Source organism: Clostridium sp. 16K-1-R1 (assembly GCF_023921145.1).
GTDB lineage: Bacteria > Bacillota > Clostridia > Clostridiales > Clostridiaceae > Sarcina > Sarcina perfringens.
In genome coordinates this window covers 1,637,358-1,656,202 of sequence record NZ_CP046515.1, presented here as the reverse complement: position 1 = coordinate 1,656,202, position 18,845 = coordinate 1,637,358, and the positions used below count along the sequence as shown (strand labels likewise).

Annotated in this window: 16 protein-coding genes and 1 riboswitch; of the genes, 15 read left to right on the top strand and 1 reads right to left on the bottom strand. The window is 30.0% G+C overall.

Going from position 1 to position 18,845, the window contains the following annotated elements; translation table 11 throughout:
• Positions 1-199: 199 nt before the first annotated feature.
• From GOM42_RS07280 to GOM42_RS07250, 7 genes are all read left to right on the top strand, one after another.
• The gene (locus GOM42_RS07280; protein ID WP_003477850.1) at positions 200-1,177 is read left to right on the top strand and encodes a hypothetical protein; all 978 of its coding nucleotides are present in this window, start codon (positions 200-202) and stop codon (positions 1,175-1,177) included.
• On the top strand, positions 1,170-1,322 hold the full coding sequence (locus GOM42_RS07275) for an endo-alpha-N-acetylgalactosaminidase family protein (RefSeq protein WP_080503684.1): 153 nt from the start codon (positions 1,170-1,172) through the stop codon (positions 1,320-1,322). Before GOM42_RS07280 ends, GOM42_RS07275 begins: the two co-directional genes overlap by 8 nt.
• Before the next feature lie 301 nt (positions 1,323-1,623).
• The gene (gene nagJ / locus GOM42_RS07270) at positions 1,624-4,629 is read left to right on the top strand and encodes an O-GlcNAc hydrolase NagJ (RefSeq protein ID WP_003456570.1); all 3,006 of its coding nucleotides are present in this window, start codon (positions 1,624-1,626) and stop codon (positions 4,627-4,629) included.
• A 514-nt stretch (positions 4,630-5,143) separates the two neighbouring features.
• Complete coding sequence (locus tag GOM42_RS07265) at positions 5,144-5,836, top strand: iron-sulfur cluster assembly scaffold protein (RefSeq protein WP_003477845.1); 693 nt, start codon at positions 5,144-5,146, stop codon at positions 5,834-5,836.
• A 33-nt stretch (positions 5,837-5,869) separates the two neighbouring features.
• A complete protein-coding gene (locus GOM42_RS07260) occupies positions 5,870-6,871 on the top strand; it encodes a GGGtGRT protein (protein WP_003452142.1) in 1,002 nt (333 codons plus the stop codon).
• Between the two features lie 382 nt (positions 6,872-7,253).
• A complete protein-coding gene (locus tag GOM42_RS07255; RefSeq protein WP_110077452.1) occupies positions 7,254-10,148 on the top strand; it encodes an SH3 domain-containing protein in 2,895 nt (964 codons plus the stop codon).
• Between the two features lie 267 nt (positions 10,149-10,415).
• Positions 10,416-10,724 (top strand): hypothetical protein, encoded by a 309-nt coding sequence (locus tag GOM42_RS07250; RefSeq protein WP_003456488.1) that lies wholly within the window; start codon positions 10,416-10,418, stop codon positions 10,722-10,724.
• A 19-nt stretch (positions 10,725-10,743) separates the two neighbouring features.
• On the opposite strand, the gene GOM42_RS07245 is transcribed toward GOM42_RS07250, so the two are convergent.
• On the bottom strand, positions 10,744-11,976 hold the full coding sequence (locus GOM42_RS07245) for a 3D domain-containing protein (protein ID WP_003456592.1): 1,233 nt from the start codon (positions 11,974-11,976) through the stop codon (positions 10,744-10,746).
• Between the two features lie 218 nt (positions 11,977-12,194).
• A riboswitch (cobalamin riboswitch) is annotated at positions 12,195-12,374 on the top strand.
• A 121-nt stretch (positions 12,375-12,495) separates the two neighbouring features.
• Between GOM42_RS07245 and GOM42_RS07240 the strand changes: the two genes are divergently transcribed.
• Genes GOM42_RS07240 through cbiG form a run of 8 tightly spaced genes read left to right on the top strand, consistent with a single transcriptional unit; the run spans position 12,496 to position 18,803 of the window.
• Positions 12,496-13,338: a sirohydrochlorin cobaltochelatase gene (locus GOM42_RS07240; protein WP_003452057.1), complete on the top strand. Its 843-nt coding sequence runs from the start codon at positions 12,496-12,498 to the stop codon at positions 13,336-13,338.
• Positions 13,338-13,967, top strand: a complete 630-nt coding sequence (locus GOM42_RS07235) for a precorrin-8X methylmutase (RefSeq protein WP_003452122.1) — start codon at positions 13,338-13,340, stop codon at positions 13,965-13,967. The genes GOM42_RS07240 and GOM42_RS07235 overlap by 1 nt, the downstream gene beginning before the upstream one ends.
• A 17-nt stretch (positions 13,968-13,984) precedes the next feature.
• The gene (cbiD, locus tag GOM42_RS07230; RefSeq protein ID WP_003456440.1) at positions 13,985-15,082 is read left to right on the top strand and encodes a cobalt-precorrin-5B (C(1))-methyltransferase CbiD; all 1,098 of its coding nucleotides are present in this window, start codon (positions 13,985-13,987) and stop codon (positions 15,080-15,082) included.
• Positions 15,083-15,109: 27 nt separating this feature from the next.
• Entirely contained in the window at positions 15,110-15,721 is a 612-nt protein-coding gene (cbiE, locus tag GOM42_RS07225; protein WP_003456587.1) for a precorrin-6y C5,15-methyltransferase (decarboxylating) subunit CbiE, read from the top strand.
• 19 nt (positions 15,722-15,740) lie between these two features.
• Positions 15,741-16,334: a precorrin-6Y C5,15-methyltransferase (decarboxylating) subunit CbiT gene (gene cbiT / locus GOM42_RS07220; RefSeq protein WP_003452120.1), complete on the top strand. Its 594-nt coding sequence runs from the start codon at positions 15,741-15,743 to the stop codon at positions 16,332-16,334.
• Positions 16,334-16,996, top strand: a complete 663-nt coding sequence (locus GOM42_RS07215) for a cobalt-factor II C(20)-methyltransferase (protein ID WP_003456602.1) — start codon at positions 16,334-16,336, stop codon at positions 16,994-16,996. Before cbiT ends, GOM42_RS07215 begins: the two co-directional genes overlap by 1 nt.
• Positions 16,997-17,046: 50 nt before the next feature.
• Positions 17,047-17,802, top strand: coding sequence for a precorrin-4 C(11)-methyltransferase (gene cobM / locus GOM42_RS07210; RefSeq protein WP_003452074.1), 756 nt, complete (start codon positions 17,047-17,049; stop codon positions 17,800-17,802).
• Positions 17,803-17,804: 2 nt separating this feature from the next.
• Entirely contained in the window at positions 17,805-18,803 is a 999-nt protein-coding gene (gene cbiG / locus GOM42_RS07205; protein ID WP_003456627.1) for a cobalt-precorrin 5A hydrolase, read from the top strand.
• Positions 18,804-18,845: the final 42 nt, after the last annotated feature.

Sequence of the window (18,845 nt, the reverse complement as noted above, 5' to 3'; positions counted from 1 at the left end):
TAGAAAGAGCGTGTATTAAAGTGGTTTTTAAATAAAATTTACTTTAATACACGCTTTTTTAAATATTATATGGTGATATTTGTAAAAATATTGTAGTATACATATTATGTGAAGGGTAAATAAAAATTATACTTAGGGAGAAAAGCTATTAAGTTTTTTATAAAAAAAGAACTTAAGGACTGAAAGATAGGGGGAAATTATGGCGCAATATAAATTTATGAGAAAAAATCTTTCAAAATATACATCTTATTTATTAACTTCAATTTATGGATTAACTTTAGAATCATCAAAGGGAGTAAAGGATTATAGTAGTAAAGGATTAACTAAGAAAAATATTGATGGAGAAGTTATAGACATAAAGGAAAAACTAAAAAGGGGATTAGGGGTTAACAATAAGGATATTACAAATCCTAAGTTTATTCTAGAAGAAAATATAGAATTTAGAGAAATATTAAGCACTGAAATATTAAAAAGTAATGGGTTAGAAATAGTTGTTGATAGAGAATTTCCTAATATAGTTCAATATAAAATAGGAGAGAAGATCCTTAAGGGAGCAAGAAAATCAAGGGATGAATTTTTAATAAATGGAAGTAGATTTAAACCTAAAGTAACCTCAGAAAAAATTTATGACCATATTGAAGGAGAGTATTATTTATATAGATTGAATTTTAGAAAGATAAATGTAGAGATGGCAATATCTTTTAAAATAATTGATAATACAGTTAAACTTCAGTTTGAAGAAATAAATGAAAATGGGGAGTTTAAGATTTATAAAATACAAATTCCCAATCATAATCTTATAAGCATAAATGAAGAGGAAGAAAATCTAGATATTACTGCAGCAAGAGTTTATGGAATATTAAGTTCTAATGATTACTTTTATGATTTAAGAGAAAAAGAAGTTGATCAGAATCCAGTTCATCAGACTATGGCATTTTTAGATAATGGAGGATTAGTTGCATCTTTAGAGAATAATGTCCTTGATTATGAGAAACAAGTATATTATCAAACAACTTTAAATGAAGGGGTTAAAGAAGCAGGCCTTTGGAATGGCTCATGGACATATAGGGAGCAATTAAGTGACTCAGAGGGTGGAACTTTTAGTGGAGTAACTGAATTACCTTGGTCAAGAATTGTAATTTCAGGAGATAAAAATAATGATGATTTAGTTGACTAATTATTTAGATGGTTTTGGACAAATGATGCTTATTAAAGGGTATGAATCAGAGGGGCATCATAGTTCTCACCAAGACTATAGTAATAACTTTAATAAAAGAGCTATTGGAGTAGAAGAATTTAATGAAATGTCTAAGGTTGTTTAAGAAAAATATAATACCTTAGTTGGGGTTCATATAAATATGAGGGAAATATATCTAATAATGTTAACTATTTATAATAAGAAAGTTTAATAAACTATGGGAAAAACTAATTGGAGTGAAACAAGTATAGTTAGAGATATGGGATTTGATAGTTATAAATTTAAAGAAACCTTAACTTTAAGAACAAAAAGGTAATAATAAAAATTGGGAGGAAAAAATTATCCTTCCAATTTTTTTAACTATTTACAATACTTGTAAACGATATTATAATTGTAATGTAAATATTTTGAAATAGGAGGGGACTATGAAAAGAAAAATGCTTAAGAGACTTTTAACTTCAGCTTTTGCTTGTATGTTTATTGCAAATGGCTTAATAACTACTACTGTAAGAGCTGTAGGACCTAAAACTGGGGAAGAAAACCAGGTTTTAGTTCCAAATTTAAATCCAACACCAGAAAATTTAGAGGTTGTAGGAGATGGATTTAAGATAACTTCTTCTATAAATTTAGTTGGTGAGGAAGAGGCAGATGAGAATGCAGTAAATGCTTTAAGGGAATTTTTAACTGCAAACAACATAGAAATAAATAGTGAAAATGATCCAAATTCAACTACCCTTATAATAGGTGAGGTTGATGATGATATTCCTGAGTTAGATGAAGCTTTAAATGGAACTACAGCAGAAAATTTAAAAGAAGAGGGATATGCTTTAGTTTCAAATGATGGGAAAATAGCTATTGAGGGTAAAGATGGAGATGGAACTTTCTATGGAGTTCAAACATTTAAGCAATTAGTTAAGGAATCTAATATACCAGAAGTAAATATAACTGATTATCCAACAGTTAGTGCTAGAGGTATTGTAGAAGGCTTTTATGGAACTCCTTGGACACATCAAGATAGATTAGATCAAATTAAATTTTATGGTGAAAATAAATTAAACACATATATTTATGCTCCTAAAGATGATCCATATCACAGAGAAAAATGGAGAGAGCCATATCCAGAAAGTGAAATGCAAAGAATGCAAGAACTTATAAATGCTTCTGCTGAAAATAAGGTTGATTTTGTTTTCGGTATTTCTCCAGGAATAGATATAAGATTTGATGGAGATGCAGGAGAAGAAGATTTTAATCATTTAATAACAAAGGCAGAATCTTTATATGACATGGGTGTAAGAAGTTTTGCAATCTATTGGGATGATATTCAAGATAAGAGTGCAGCTAAACATGCTCAAGTTTTAAATAGATTTAATGAAGAATTTGTAAAGGCTAAGGGAGATGTAAAACCATTAATAACAGTTCCAACAGAGTATGATACTGGAGCTATGGTAAGTAATGGACAACCTAGAGCTTATACTAGAATTTTTGCAGAAACTGTTGATCCTAGTATAGAAGTTATGTGGACTGGCCCTGGAGTTGTTACAAATGAAATTCCTTTAAGTGATGCACAACTTATAAGTGGAATATACAATAGAAATATGGCAGTATGGTGGAATTATCCAGTAACAGATTATTTTAAAGGTAAACTTGCCTTAGGACCAATGCATGGATTAGATAAAGGATTAAATCAATATGTAGATTTCTTTACTGTAAACCCAATGGAGCATGCTGAGCTTTCAAAAATATCAATACACACAGCTGCTGACTATAGCTGGAATATGGATAACTATGATTATGATAAGGCTTGGAATAGAGCAATTGATATGCTTTATGGTGATTTAGCAGAAGATATGAAGGTATTTGCAAACCATTCAACAAGAATGGACAATAAAACTTGGGCTAAATCAGGAAGAGAAGACGCTCCAGAGCTTAGAGCAAAAATGGATGAGTTATGGAATAAGTTATCTTCTAAAGAAGATGCAAGTGCTCTTATAGAAGAGTTATATGGCGAGTTTGCAAGAATGGAAGAAGCTTGTAATAATCTAAAGGCAAATTTACCTGAAGTTGCTTTAGAAGAATGCTCAAGACAACTTGATGAACTTATTACTTTAGCTCAAGGGGATAAGGCTTCATTAGATATGATTGTAGCTCAATTAAATGAAGATACAGAGGCTTATGAAAGTGCTAAAGAAATTGCACAAAATAAATTAAATACAGCCTTAAGTAGCTTTGCAGTTATATCTGAAAAGGTTGCTCAATCATTTATACAAGAAGCTTTAAGTTTTGATTTAACATTAATAAATCCAAGAACAGTAAAGATAACAGCTTCATCAGAAGAGACTTCAGGGGAAAATGCACCAGCTTCCTTTGCTTCAGATGGTGATATGAATACTTTCTGGCATAGTAAATGGTCATCACCTGCTCATGAAGGTCCTCATCATTTAACTTTAGAATTAGATAATGTATATGAAATAAATAAAGTTAAATATGCTCCAAGACAAGATAGTAAAAATGGAAGAATAACAGGGTATAAAGTATCTGTTAGTTTAGATGGAGAAAACTTTACAGAAGTTAAAACTGGAACTTTAGAAGATAATGCAGCTATTAAATTTATAGAATTTGATAGTGTTGATGCTAAATATGTAAGATTAGATGTTACAGATAGCGTTTCAGATCAAGCAAATGGTAGAGGAAAATTTGCTACTGCTGCAGAGGTTAATGTTCATGGAAAGTTAAAAGAAAATGCTGAGGTAACAGGAAGTGTATCTCTTGAAGCTTTAGAGGAAGTTCAAGTTGGAGAAAACTTAGAAGTTGGAGTGGGTATAGACGAATTAGTAAATGCAGAAGCTTTTGCTTATGATTTTACACTAAATTATGATGAAAATGCCTTTGAATATGTAGAAGCAATTTCTGATGATGGAGTATTTGTAAATGCTAAGAAAATAGAAGATGGAAAGGTTAGAGTGCTTGTAAGTTCTTTAACTGGAGAACCATTGCCAGCTAAAGAAGTTTTAGCTAAGGTTGTCCTAAGAGCAGAAGCTAAAGCAGAAGGAAGTAATTTAAGTGTAACCAATTCATCAGTTGGAGATGGAGAAGGATTAGTTCATGAGATTGCAGGAACTGAAAAAACAGTTAATATAATAGAAGGAACTAGTCCAGAAATTGTTGTAAATCCAGTAAGAGATTTTAAAGCATCAGAAATAAATAAAAAGAATGTAACTGTAACTTGGACAGAACCAGAAACAACAGAAGGCTTAGAAGGATATATTCTTTATAAGGATGGTAAAAAGGTAGCTGAAATAGGCAAGGATGAAACTTCTTATACATTTAAAAAGTTAAATAGACATACAATCTATAACTTTAAGATTGCAGCTAAATATTCAAATGGGGAAGTTTCAAGTAAAGAAAGCCTAACTTTAAGAACTGCAAGATAGTAATACAAATAATAATATAAGGTGCACCTCATTTTGAGATGCACCTTATTAAATTACATAGAATATAACATGAGATTTATCTTATTAAATAGAAATAGTATAAAAGACTGAAGAAAATATATTTAGTGGGATGTTTTTTGTAGAAAGAAATATTTTTTATAAAGAGATAAATTTTAAATTAGTAAAATGTGATATAAAGCACATTTTATGAATTTAAAAAATATTAGATTTTAAAATGTTTATTGAAAAGGATTAATAGGTAAAAATATAATTTGTTTTCAATAATTTGGGGAAAAATATGAGAATTATTCTCAAATGTTGTAATAAAATAAAAAAATATTGAGTTTTTTTAGAAAAATTTTTAGAAATATATTGTTACATCGCCATTGTTTTGTTAAAATAGACGTGAGGGTAATTAAATATCCCATAGGGACGAAAAAAGTCCCAAGTTGTTAAGAGGAATAGATATAGTAAATTTTTACTATAAGTTATTTTTTAGGGAGGAGAAATGAATATGATGTATTCAAGCGAAGTTCAAGAAATGTGTGTAATTGCTAAAGGTCCAAACCACGGTCCAGCACCAATCCCTGTAGAAGGTAGATGGGTTCAATCAAGAGAAATAAAAGATGTTTCAGGTTTAACTCATGGAGTTGGCTGGTGTGCACCACAACAAGGAGCATGTAAATTAACTTTAAACGTTAAAGATGGTATCATAGAAGAAGCTTTAATAGAAACTATAGGATGTTCAGGTATGACTCACTCAGCTGCTATGGCTTCAGAAATATTACCAGGAAAAACTATATTAGAGGCTTTAAACACAGACTTAGTTTGTGATGCTATAAATACTGCAATGAGAGAATTATTCCTTCAAATAGTTTATGGTAGAAGCCAAACTGCTTTCTCAGAAGGTGGACTACCAATAGGAGCAGGTCTTGAGGACTTAGGAAAAGGATTAAGATCACAAGTAGGTACTATGTACGGAACTTTAGCTAAAGGACCAAGATACCTTGAAATGGCTGAAGGATATGTAACAAAAGTAGCTTTAGATGCAGATGATCAAATCATAGGATACAGATTCGTTCACTTAGGTAGAATGATGGAAATGGTAGCTAAAGGAATGAGCGCTAACGAAGCTATGGAAAAAGCTACTGGTCAATACGGAAGATTTGACGAAGCTGTTAGAACTATAGATCCAAGACACGAATAATCTATATATTCATTATTGAAGGAGGATAATAAAATGGCATTATTTGAAAGTTATGAAAGAAGAATTAACCAAATACAACCTGTATTAGAAAAGTACGGAATGGAAACAATAGAAGATGCTAAAGTAGTTTGCGAAAATTTAGGAATCGATCCTTATACAATCGTTAAAGAAACTCAACCAATAGCATTCGAAAATGCTGGATGGGCTTACACTTTAGGTGCTGCTATAGCAATCAAGAAAGGATGTAAAACTGCTGCTGATGCTGCTGAAGCTATCGGAGAAGGATTACAAGCTTTCTGTATTCCAGGATCTGTTGCTGATGACAGAAAAGTTGGATTAGGACACGGAAACTTAGGAGCTATGCTTTTAAGAGATGAAACTAAATGTTTCGCATTCTTAGCAGGACACGAATCATTCGCTGCTGCTGAAGGTGCTATCAAAATAGCTGAAAAAGCTAACAAAGTTAGAAAAGAGCCTTTAAGAGTTATATTAAACGGTCTTGGAAAAGATGCTGCATTCATAATTTCAAGAATCAACGGATTTACATATGTTGAAACTAAATTTGACTATGTAACTGGTAAATTAAACATCGTTAAAGAAACTCCATACTCAAACGGTCCAAGAGCTAAAGTTAAATGCTACGGTTCAGACGACGTTAGAGAAGGTGTTGCTATAATGCATCATGAGGGAGTTGACGTATCAATCACTGGTAACTCAACTAACCCAACAAGATTCCAACACCCAGTTGCTGGAACATACAAAAAAGAATGTGTTGAACAAGGTAAGAAATACTTCTCAGTAGCATCAGGTGGTGGTACAGGAAGAACTCTTCACCCAGATAACATGGCTGCAGGTCCAGCTTCATACGGTATGACTGATACTATGGGAAGAATGCACTCAGATGCACAATTCGCAGGATCATCATCAGTTCCAGCTCATGTTGAAATGATGGGTCTTATCGGTATGGGTAACAACCCAATGGTAGGAGCTACTGTTGCAGTTGCTGTTGCTGTAGAAGAAGGAATGAACAAATAATAGATATATCAACGCTTAGGAAAGATATAAGTCTATTATAAAGTTTTAATAAATGAGTACACGTTATGTAAATATTAAATTTGCATGACGTGTATTTTTTTATTACAAATATTACTTTTGTTGAAAATGTTTTAGTATAATAAAATATAGAAAAAAATAGAAAAATTATAATTTAGTAAACAAAAAAGGTGGAATTTTAAAAAGATTTGTTTTATAATTATTGGCTAATTTTGATTTAGGAAGTATAATATTATTGGAAAGATTATGAGCAATAAGTAATAATTATAAGAAATTCATTATTTTCCTTAGAATTAACATTGATTTATAATGAATTTTTTATGATTTTATATAAAATATTAATTTTTTATAAAAGGAGGGTAACATGAATAGAAATAGATTAAGCTGTCTTATAGTAGGTGCTGTAATTGGAGCTGGAGCAATAGTTTGTACAACTAATACTAAAGTACATGCGAAACCAGTGAATGAGGTTAAAAACATTAATACTTCTAAAGGAAATTCATTTGGAGAAATTATTTCATCAGAAGACCTAGGATTAAGAAAAGGTGCAGATTCTTCTCATGAAATAATAACTTCAATACCTAGGGGCGCTAGAGTTAACATAATAGACAAGGTATCTGATAACTGGTATAAAGTTGGTTATAAAGATTTTGTAGGTTATGTAGAAGCTAAGGACATAAGAGTACTAGGAGATAATTTAAATCAAGATAATGTTGGTTTAATTTCTGCTAATCAATTAAATGTTAGAACTAGCCCAAATGAAAATGGTCAAGTGATTGGAACTTTACATAAAAATGATAAGGTAAATGTATTAGATAAATCAATTGATGGTTGGTATAAAATTGATTTTAATGGTAGAAGAGCATATGTATCTAGTAAATATGTTAATTTAATTTCATATAAAAATAATGAAGTTAAGACAGAAGTAAAAAAAGAACCAATTGAAGGAACAGGTAAGGTTAATATAAATACAGCTTTAAATGTTAGACAAGCGTCTACTACAAATAGTAGGATTATTGGTAGCTTAAAAGGTGGAGAAAAAGTTAACATAATAAGTGAAAGTAATGGATTTTATAAAATAGAGTTTAATAATTCATATGGCTATGTTTATTCTAAATACATATCAAAAGATGGAGACAGTGAAAAGGTTCAAGTTGTAAAACAAGAAGAAGTTAAAAAAGAAAAAGTTGATGAATCTAAAAAAGAAGCTAAAGCTACTCCTAAAGCAGAACCTGTAGTTTTGGCTGTTAGATCTCTTAATAAGACAGGAATAGTAAATGTAAGTAGTTCACTAAATGTAAGAAGCAGCGCAAGTACAAGCAGTAAAGTTATAGGAAGCTTAAGCGGAAACACAAAGGTAACAATAGTAGGAGAAGAAGGAGCCTTCTATAAAATAGAATATAAAGGTTCTCATGGGTATGTAGCTAAGGAATACGTTAAAGATGTTACAGAAAGTAATAATAGTAACCAAGGTACACAGACTCCAGAAAAACCAAGTACTCCTGAAACTACTAAAAAGACAGGAATAGTAAATGTAAGTAGTTCTCTAAACGTAAGAGAAGGAGCAAGTACAAGTAGTAAGGTTATAGGAAGCTTAAGTGGAAACACAAAGGTAACAATAGTAGGAGAAGAAGGAGCGTTCTATAAAATAGAATACAAAGGTTCTCATGGATATGTAGCTAAGGAATACATTAAAGATGTTACAGAAAGTAATAATAGTAACCAAGGTACACAGACTCCAGAAAAACCAAGTACTCCTGAAAGTACTGAAAAAACAGGAATAGTGAATGTAAGTAGTTCACTAAATGTAAGAAGCAGCGCAAGTACAAGCAGTAAAGTCATAGGAAGCTTAAGCGGAAACACAAAAGTAACAATAGTAGGAGAAGAAGGAGCATTCTATAAAATAGAATACAAAGGTTCTCATGGATATGTAGCTAAGGAATATGTTAAAGATGTTACAGAAAGTAGTAATAGTAACCAAGGTACACAGACTCCAGAAAAACCAAGTACTCCTGAAAGTACTGAAAAAACAGGAATAGTGAATGTAAGTAGCTCTTTAAACGTAAGAGAAGGAGCAAGTACAAGCAGTAAGGTTATAGGAAGCTTAAGCGGAAACACAAATGTAACAATAGTAGGAGAAGAAGGGGCATTCTATAAAATAGAATATAAAGGTTCTCATGGATATGTGGCTAAGGAATATATCAAGGATATTAAAGACGAGGTAGTAACAGAACCAGAAAAACCAAGTAACCCTGAAAATAGTAAGAAAACTGGTGTTGTAACTGCATCTAAAGGATTAAATGTAAGGAAAGAAGCTAATACTTCATCTCAAATTATTGGAATTTTAAATAGTGGAGAAAGTGTTGAAATAATAGGAGAAGAAAATGGTTTCTATAAGATAACTTATAAAGGACAAGAAGCTTATGCATCTAAAAATTATATAAATATTTTTGATGGTAACTCAAATGTTAATCCTGGATTAGATATAGGAAATGCTTCAAAAACAAATTATGGAGTATCACTTAACGAATATATAAAATTACAACAAAGAAATAATCCTTCAAATTATTCATACTCAGAATTTGAAAAATATATAAATCCAGCTAAAGCTACTAATAAGCTACAGTTCTTAAGAATAGATAAATTTAGATCAGTTAATGTAAGTGGATTAAGTAGTAGATTAAGTAACAAAGGAGTTTTAACAGGACAAGGACAAGCTTTTGTAAATGCTGCTAAAGCCTTTAACATAGATCCTATATACTTAGTTGCTCAATGTTTACACGAAACAGGTAATGGAACAAGTAAACTTGCAAAGGGTGTAACAATTACTGAAATTGCAGATGAAAGTAAACCTATATATAATGGTAATGGTCAATTAGTAGGATATCATATGATTAAATTATCTAAGCCAGTAACAGTTTATAATTTATTTGGAATAGGGGCTAAGGATAATTCATCAGTTTTTCCAAATAGAGCTTTAATATTAGGAACAACATATGCTTATAATAGAGGTTGGACAAGTATTGAAAATGCTATAAAGGGTGCTGCAGAATTTGTTTCATTAAATTATGTTCATAGTTCAAGATATAGTCAAAATACTCTTTATAAGATGAGATATAATCAAAATGTATCAAATATATGGCATCAATATGCTACAACACCATGGTATGCATCAAGTATTGCTGATATTATGAGGAGTTATCAAGATTTATATTTAGAAAATAATTTCACATTTGATGTACCTGTTTTTGCAGGATAATAATTAAAGTGATTTACAGTTTAATTAAAATAGGAGTCTAGTTGACTCCTATTTTTTTTGCTATTACTATTTTATTCTTTATAATTATGATTAAAATCATATCTTTACAAAAAATAAGAAATTTAATAAGGATATTATTATAGAGTTTCTTTAGGAATTATAAAGTTTACTTACCTAATAAAATAATTAAAATCTTAAACAAGTAAATGAATAATTAAAACTTTTATTAAGTAAAATAATAGAGAAGTATTTTTAGGAGAATAGATTTTGGAATTTTTAGATTGGAAATTTATTTTTATAATAATAACTTTTGCTTTTATAGGCTTAATATGTATATTTAAAAGATCAAAGATTGGATTAACAGCAGCCTCAGTAGGTATTATTGGAAGTTTGATTTTATGGGGTTTTTTTAAAGTTAGTATTAAGGTTAGAAATTTCTTAGATGGAGTGGGTTTAAGTTTTAAAGATCTATTAAACTTTTTATTTGTAGTTATTACTGCAATAATAGCATTTTTAGTAATTTTTCTTTTTTTAAAGGCATTTAATAATTTTGGAAGTAAAATAAGAAAAAGATAAGACGAAAAGTCTTATCTTTTTACCATTCACCAGGATAAGCAACTATGTGTAATGTAACTTGACGTCTTCCCCAAGATATACATTCATCATGAGAGTTCATGTAAAGGTCAATAATATTTCCCTTTATAACTCCACCTGTATCTGATGCTATAGCATAACCATAACCAGGGATGTACACTTTTGATCCTAAAGGAATTACACTAGGATCAACTGCTATTGTACTTATTCCACCTGGATCTCTTACAGGTTTAAGTCCCATAGCTGTTAAGGTTCCACCACTATATGCAGTGGCTTCCATAGAAAGTGTTTTCTTATACTTGCCATCGCTACTAGGTTGGCTAGAACTATTATTACTGCTAGTAGTATTTGAAGAGTTTGCAGCATTATTTTTAGCAGCTTCCTCTGCTTTTTTAGCTTCTTCAGCTTTTAATGATTCAATTTTATTTTTAGCAGCTTGTACAGAATTGTTAGCTGCCTCTTTTACAGAATCAATGTTAAGTTGTGGTATTAATTGATTCAATGTGCTTACTGCACTTTCAAGTTCATTAATTGATGAACTTGAATTTATAACTGAAACTGAATGAGATATTAAAGACATTTCATTTTCTTTAATTACTTCTAAAACAGCCTCTTTTTGTTTATTTAATTCATCAATTTTCTTTTGTTCTTCAATTTTTTTACTATCTAAGGTTTTAAGAGATTCCTCAGTTGAAGCTTTCAATTCTTTAAGTTCAGCTTTATCTCTCTCTAACTTTTTAATATCACTATTAAGAGAATCTTTTTGCTCATCTAAACTTTGTATAAGATTTTTATCTAAAGCTGTAACCCTTGCTAAAGCGTCTATTCTTGTTATTAAATCTGATAAGTCTTCAGACTTAAGCAAGAAAACTACGGGATTCATAGAATCCTTACTTTTATACATAGCACGCATTCTTTTTCCTAAAACAGATTGTTTTTCATCTATTTCAGTTTTTAAAGTGCTTACTTTGCTTTCTGTCTCTTTTAAATTCTCTTCTGTATCTTTCATTTTAGCCTTATTATCTTCTAACTTAGCATTTAAATCTTCAATTTCATTATTAAGTTTTGACACTTGAGAGTTAAGTGAAATAACTTCATTATCTAATTGTGAATATTTTACTTTATTCTCCTGTATAGTAGATTTCTTATCATTTACTGTATCAGCAAAAACTACATGAGTAGCTGAAATACTAATTGCCATAGCAATTAATGCTGACAAAATTCTTTTTTGCATAAACTACACTCCTTTAGTTAAACTGTCCACAACTTAAGTGTATTTCATCATATATTACTGAATTATAACATAAAAGTCAAATGTAACACAAATTTAACCTTTAAAGATTTAAAATATGGTAAGAAAAAATTAACAACTTAATTATACTACAAATATAAAAAATAAGAAATTTACCCTATATTGAAATAATTAAGATTATATATTATAATTAAAAAAAATAATATTTTATATTTTTAGGTTTGATTTTAATTAAAAGGGAAAGTGGTTAAAGTCCACTACAGCCCCCGCTACTGTGATAGGATACAAGTTTCTATTTGACCACTGATTATATAAATTGGGAAGGGAGAAATGAGGATAAGCCTTAAGTCAGGATACCTGCCTAAAGATCATGAACTAAGCTTCGGAGGGAAGAGATTAGTACTTATTTGTTCATAATTTTGAGGAATAATTACTTTGATTTGTAAGCATCTGTTCTTTGTAGCACAGATGCTTTTTATTTTTAAATTTTAGAGGTGAAATATGAAAAAAGCTATATTAGTAGTAAGTTTTGGAACAAGTCATTTAGACGCATTAAATAATTCTATAAAGAAAATAGAAGATTCAATACAGGAAAACTTTAAAGAATATGATGTTTTTAGAAGTTTTACATCACATATGATAGTAAGAAAACTTAAAGAAAAACATAACATGGAAGTATTATTTCCAGAGGATGCTTTAAAGAAATTAGGAGAGGAAGGATATGAGGAAGTTATAGTTCAACCACTTCATATTATTCCAGGAGAAGAGTTTGATTATATAAAGCATATGGTAAAGGAATATGAACCATGCTTTAAAAAGATAGAAATAGGAAGACCAATATTCCATTATGAAGGTTTTGAATCAGGTCCAGATGATTATTCATATTTCGTAGATACAATGAAAGATTTAATAGAAAAGAATTCTCCATGTGTATTTGTTGGACATGGTAGTGCTCATCCATCAAATGCTGTTTATGGATGTTTACAATCTGTTTTAATAGATAAGGACTATGAAGATGTTTTTGTAGGAACTGTAGAAGGGTATCCTAATTTTTCAAATGTCTTAAAGAAAGCTAAGAAGAAAGATATAAAAGAAATAACAATAATTCCTTTAATGGTTGTAGCTGGAGATCATGCTAAAAATGATATGGCTTCAGATGAAGAAGATTCATGGAAGAGCAGATTTGAAAGTGAAGGAATAAAGGCTAATGTTATTTTAAAAGGCTTAGGAGAATACGAAGAGTTTGGAAATTTATACATAGATAGAATTAATGATGTTATTAATGGTACATATAAAGGACTTGGAGAAACTAAAAAGAAGAAACATAGAAGGGAAATGAAATAATGGATTACATGAAAAGCCCTATGGGAATTGAAAAAAGAAGTTTTGAAATTATAGGTTCTGAAATGCATGAACATAATTTTTCAGAAGAGGAATTACAAATAGTAAAAAGAGTTATACATACTACTGCGGATTTTGAATATCAAGATTTAATAGAAATAAGTGAAGGTGCTATAGAGGCAGGAGTTTCTGCATTAAAGAATGGAGCTAAAATATATACTGATACAACAATGGCTTTATCAGGAATGAACAAAAGAGCATTAAAAGAATTAAATGCATCAGTTGAATGCTATGTTGGATTAGAAGAGGTATTTAAATTAGCTAAAGAAAAAGAAATAACTAGATCAATGGCAGGAGTTGAACTTGCAGCAAAGGAAAATGTAGATATATTTGTTTTTGGAAACGCTCCAACTGCCTTATTTAAACTTAGAGAACTTATTAAGGAAGGAAAAGCTAATCCAAAGCTTATAGTAGCAGTTCCAGTTGGTTTTGTAGGGGCTAGTGAGAGTAAAGAAGATTTAGATGAACTTGGAATTCCTTATATAAGAGTTAAGGGAAGAAAAGGTGGAAGTACAGTAGCAGCAGCTATAATAAATGCATTACTTTATATGAATTATAAAAGAGATATGTAATAAAGAAGGTAATCTAAATGTTTGATATGTATATAGAAAGCGGTGGAAAGAAACTTAGATGTGGATACACTACAGGGTCTTGTGCAGCAGCTGCTGCTAAAGCCGCCACTTATATGCTTTTTAATAAAAAAGACATAAGTGTTATAGAAATAGATACTCCTAAAAATATAAAACTTAATTTAGAAATACAAGATATACAGGTCGAAAAAAATTCAATATCTTGCTCCATAGTAAAAGATGGGGGAGATGACATAGATGCTACCTCAGGTCTTGAAATCTTTGCAAAGGCAGAAGAAATTGAAGAAGGCTTTGAACTATGTGGAGGAGAAGGCGTTGGAGTAGTAACTAAAGAGGGTCTTTTTGTAGAAAAAGGACAACCTGCCATAAATCCAGTACCTAGAGAAATGATAAAAAAAGAAGTCTTAAGTGTACTTCCTAAGGATAAGGGAGTTAGAATAACAATTTTTGTTCCAAGAGGAAGAGAGATTGCTAAGAAAACATTTAACCCTAGATTAGGTATAGTTGATGGAATATCAATACTTGGTACTACAGGAATAGTTTATCCAATGTCAGAAGAGGCCTTAAAGGAATCTATAAGAATTGAAATAAGACAAAAAGCCGTAAATAATAAAGATCTTGTATTTGTATTTGGAAATATGGGAGAAAGATTCTTAAGAGAAAGAGGATACAAAAAAGACAATATAGTTGTTATATCTAATTATGTAGGTTTTTCTATAGAGTGTGCCTTAGCTCAAGGAATAAAGGATTTAACCATAGTAGGACATATAGGAAAGTTAAGCAAGATTGCCTTTGGATGTTTCAATACACATAGTAGGGTTTCAGATGTTAGATTAGAAGTTATAGCCCTAGAGCTTACCTTAATGGGATATGATTTAGAACTAGTAAAAAAAGTTTTAGATCAAAAAACAAGTGAAGGTGCCGTAAGACTTCTTGGAGAGGATTTTCCTATGTTATATGAAAGAATTGGAGAAAAGGTACTAAAGAGATTAGATATATATGCTTATGGTGAAGCAAACTTTAATATTCTTATGTACTATGGATCAAAGGAAATGAAGTTACTATATGAATCTAAAAATTCAAACTTGTTTGATTAAACTTAAATTAGAAAGGAATGAAGGCTTTTGGTTAAAATATTAGGATTAGGACCAGGCCATGAAGACTATATAATTCCTAAAGTTATTAAGGAACTAGAAAAAAGTGATTATATAGTTGGTTTTGAAAGAGCAATTTCTAGCTTAAAGTTTTTAAATAGTATAAATGATGAAAGATTTAAGAGAGTAAAAGGTTTAAAAGAAATAATAGAATTTCTAAATGAAAATAAGGAAAAGAGGATTTCAATAGTTGCCTCAGGAGATCCAACCTTTTATGGAATTACAAATTATATATGTAAAAATTATGAGGGAGAAGTTTCTATTGTTCCTGGAATAAGTTCTTTTCAATATTTAACATGTAGGGTTAATAAGACTTGGAATGATGCTTTTGTTGGAAGTATGCATGGAAGAGAAGAAAATTTTATAGAAGTTGTGAAGGAAAATAAACTTTCTATTTGGTTAACAGATAAAAAAAATACTCCTTCTGAGCTAAGTAAAAGGTTAATAGAAAATTCTATAGAATGTACTATATATGTTGGAGAAAATCTTTCTTATGAAGATGAAAATATAACAATTGGAAGCCCAAGAGAAATTTGCGAAAAGGATTATGGAGATTTATCTGTAATAATAATTGAAAGATAAATTTTCCTTTGGAGGATATATGAAGTTTATAAAAGATTCAGAGTTTATAAGAGGAAAATGTCCTATGACAAAAGAGGATATTAGAATCCTTACTATTAGTAAATTAGATTTAGATAAAGATTCTAATTTTTTAGATATAGGAAGTGGAACTGGTAGTATTACTATTCAAGCTTCTAAATTTATAGAAGAGGGATCTGTATTTTCTATAGAAAGAGATGAAGAAGCCATAAGAGTAACTAAGGAGAACTTAAAAAAGTTTAATTGTAATAATGTTACTCTTTTAGAGGGTGATGCTATAGAACATATGGAATCACTTTCAAAGGAAATTAAAGAAGAAAAAATCTCAAAATTTGATTCTATATTTATAGGAGGCTCTGGTGGAGGCCTTGAAAAAATTATAAATATATCAGATGAAATATTAAAAGAGGATGGAGTTTTAGTATTAAACTTTATAACTTTAAACAATGCATATAATGCAATAGAATTTTTAAAGAAATTAGAATATAAAACAGAAATTTCTTTAGTTAACATAAGTAAAAATAGAGAAAATACATACATGATGATTAGCAATAATCCAATTTTTATTGTTAAGGCATTTAAGGAGGAAAATTAATGGCAATATTATATGGAATAGGTGTAGGACCAGGAGATAGTGAACTATTAACAATAAAGGCAGTAAAGGCTATTGAAAATAGTCATGTTATAGTAGCACCAAGTGCAGAAGAAGGTGGAGAGAGCATAGCATTAATAGCAGCTCAGGAATACATAAAAGAAGGAACAGAAATAGCTGTTAAACATTTCCCAATGGGAAAGAAAAACAGAGAATTAAAAGTTAAAGAGGCTTATGACTTTATTTTAGAAAAACTTAAAGAAGGAAAAAATGTAAGTTTCTTAACTATAGGGGATCCTTATGTTTATAGTACTTATATACATTTATTAAATTATGTAGAAGACCATGGTTTCCATGTAAAAACTATTCCAGGAATAACATCTTTCTGTGCTGCAGCTAGCATAGTTGATAGAACATTAGTTGTAGGTAATGAACCATTACTTGTTCTTCCAGCAGGTAGAGTACATGACATAAAAGATGAAAAGTTCGTTGTAATAATGAAAGTTTATAAAAAAGAAGAAGAAGTTTTAGATGTTTTAGAAGAAAAAGGATTTGATTATGTTCTAGTTAGTAGAGCAGGTAGAGAAGGGGAAAAAGTTTTAAAAACTAGAGAAGAGATCTTAAATCATAGAGATTACATGTCTTTAATACTAGCAAGTAAATAGAGAAAAATTATAAATAAAAAATCGTATTTTATTAGGAGGCAAAGGATAAAATGTTATATTTTATAGGTGCAGGTCCAGGAGCTGTTGATTTAATAACTGTTAGAGGAAGAAATTTATTAGAAAAAGCAGATGTTGTAATATATGCAGGATCTTTAGTAAGCAAAGAACATTTAGATGTTTGTAAAGAAGGAGTTAAAATATATAACTCAGCTTCAATGACTTTAGAAGAGGTAGTTGAAGTTATAAAAGAAAATGATGGTGAAGATAAAGTAATAGTAAGACTTCACACTGGAGATCCATCAATATATGGAGCTATTAAGGAACAAATGGATGAACTAGATAAGTTCAATATACAATATGAGGTTGTACCAGGAGTAAGTTCCTTTACAGCAGCAGCTTCAGCTATAAAGAAAGAGTTTACTCTTCCATCAGTAACTCAAACTGTTATATTAACTAGAGTTGAAGGAAGAACACCAGTACCAGAGACAGAGGATTTAGAAAAGTTAGCAGGAATAGGAGCTTCTATGGCATTATTCCTTTCTATATCAATGATTGATAAGGTAGTTGAAAAATTAAAAAGAGGATATGGAAGAGAAGATGTTCCTATAGCTGTAATTTCTAGAGCAACATGGGATGATCAAGAAATAATCATAGGAACACTAGAAAATATATCAGAAAAGGTTAAGGAAGCTGGTATAAATAAATGTGCTCAAATATTAGTTGGAGATTTCATTGACTGTAATTATGAGAAGAGTCTTCTTTATGATAAGCATTTTACTCATATGTTCAGAAAAGGAATTGAATAAATATGATTGGAATAATAAGTGTTACTGAAAAGGGAGACTTTATAGGGGATAAGCTTAAGGATTTTTTTGAAGAAAATAATATTAGTTTCAAAGGAATTTATAAAAGTAAATGTGAAGATTTTTCTTTAAAAGGAGCCACACAGGAAATGTTTGAAACTTGTAAGAATATTATTTTTATAAGTTCAACAGGAATTGCAGTTAGGGCTATAACTCCTTTTATAGTAAAAAAAGATAAGGATCCAGGGATTGTTGTGGTTGATGTAAACAATAAGTTTACTATAAGTTTAGCAGGAGGACACATTGGTGGAGCCAATGAATTAACTTTAGAAGTAAGCAAAGTTTTAAATAATATTCCAGTTATAACAACTGCCACAGATAACCAAAATAAAGTTGCACCAGACATGGTTGCTAAAAGTAATAATCTTATTATAGAAGATTTAAAAAAGGCTAAAGACATGGCTTCAAGGTTAGTAAACAATAAAAAAGTTTATTTTTTAGATGATAATAATTTAATTAAATTGCCTTTAGGTTATGAAAGTACATATTTATTAAAAGACAATACTCTTTGGATAACTAATAAGGAAAAAAGTGAAGAGGAAAATCTTAAGGGAGTTTTAAGATTAATAAGAAAAAATATATTACTTGGAGTAGGTTGTAGAAAAGGAGTGCCTTCACAAGAGTTAATAGATTTTGTTAAATATTCACTTAAGGATTTAAATATTGATAAGAGAGCTGTCTTAAAAATAGGATCAATAGATTTGAAAAAAGAGGAAAAGGCTATTTTAGATTTAAGTGAATATTTAAATTGTCCTTTTGAAACATTTTCTAAGGATGAGATTAAGAGTGTTCAAGATGAATTTGAAGGCAGTGATTTTGTAGAAAAATCTGTTGGAGTAAGAGCTGTATCAGAGCCAGCAGTTCTTTTAATGAATGGAAATATTATAGTAAATAAACTAAAGAAAAATGGAATGACGTTAACTATTGGAGAGCTTAAAAGGTAAAGTAAAGGGAAGTAAGCTTTATAAAGGTAGAAAAAACTCTAT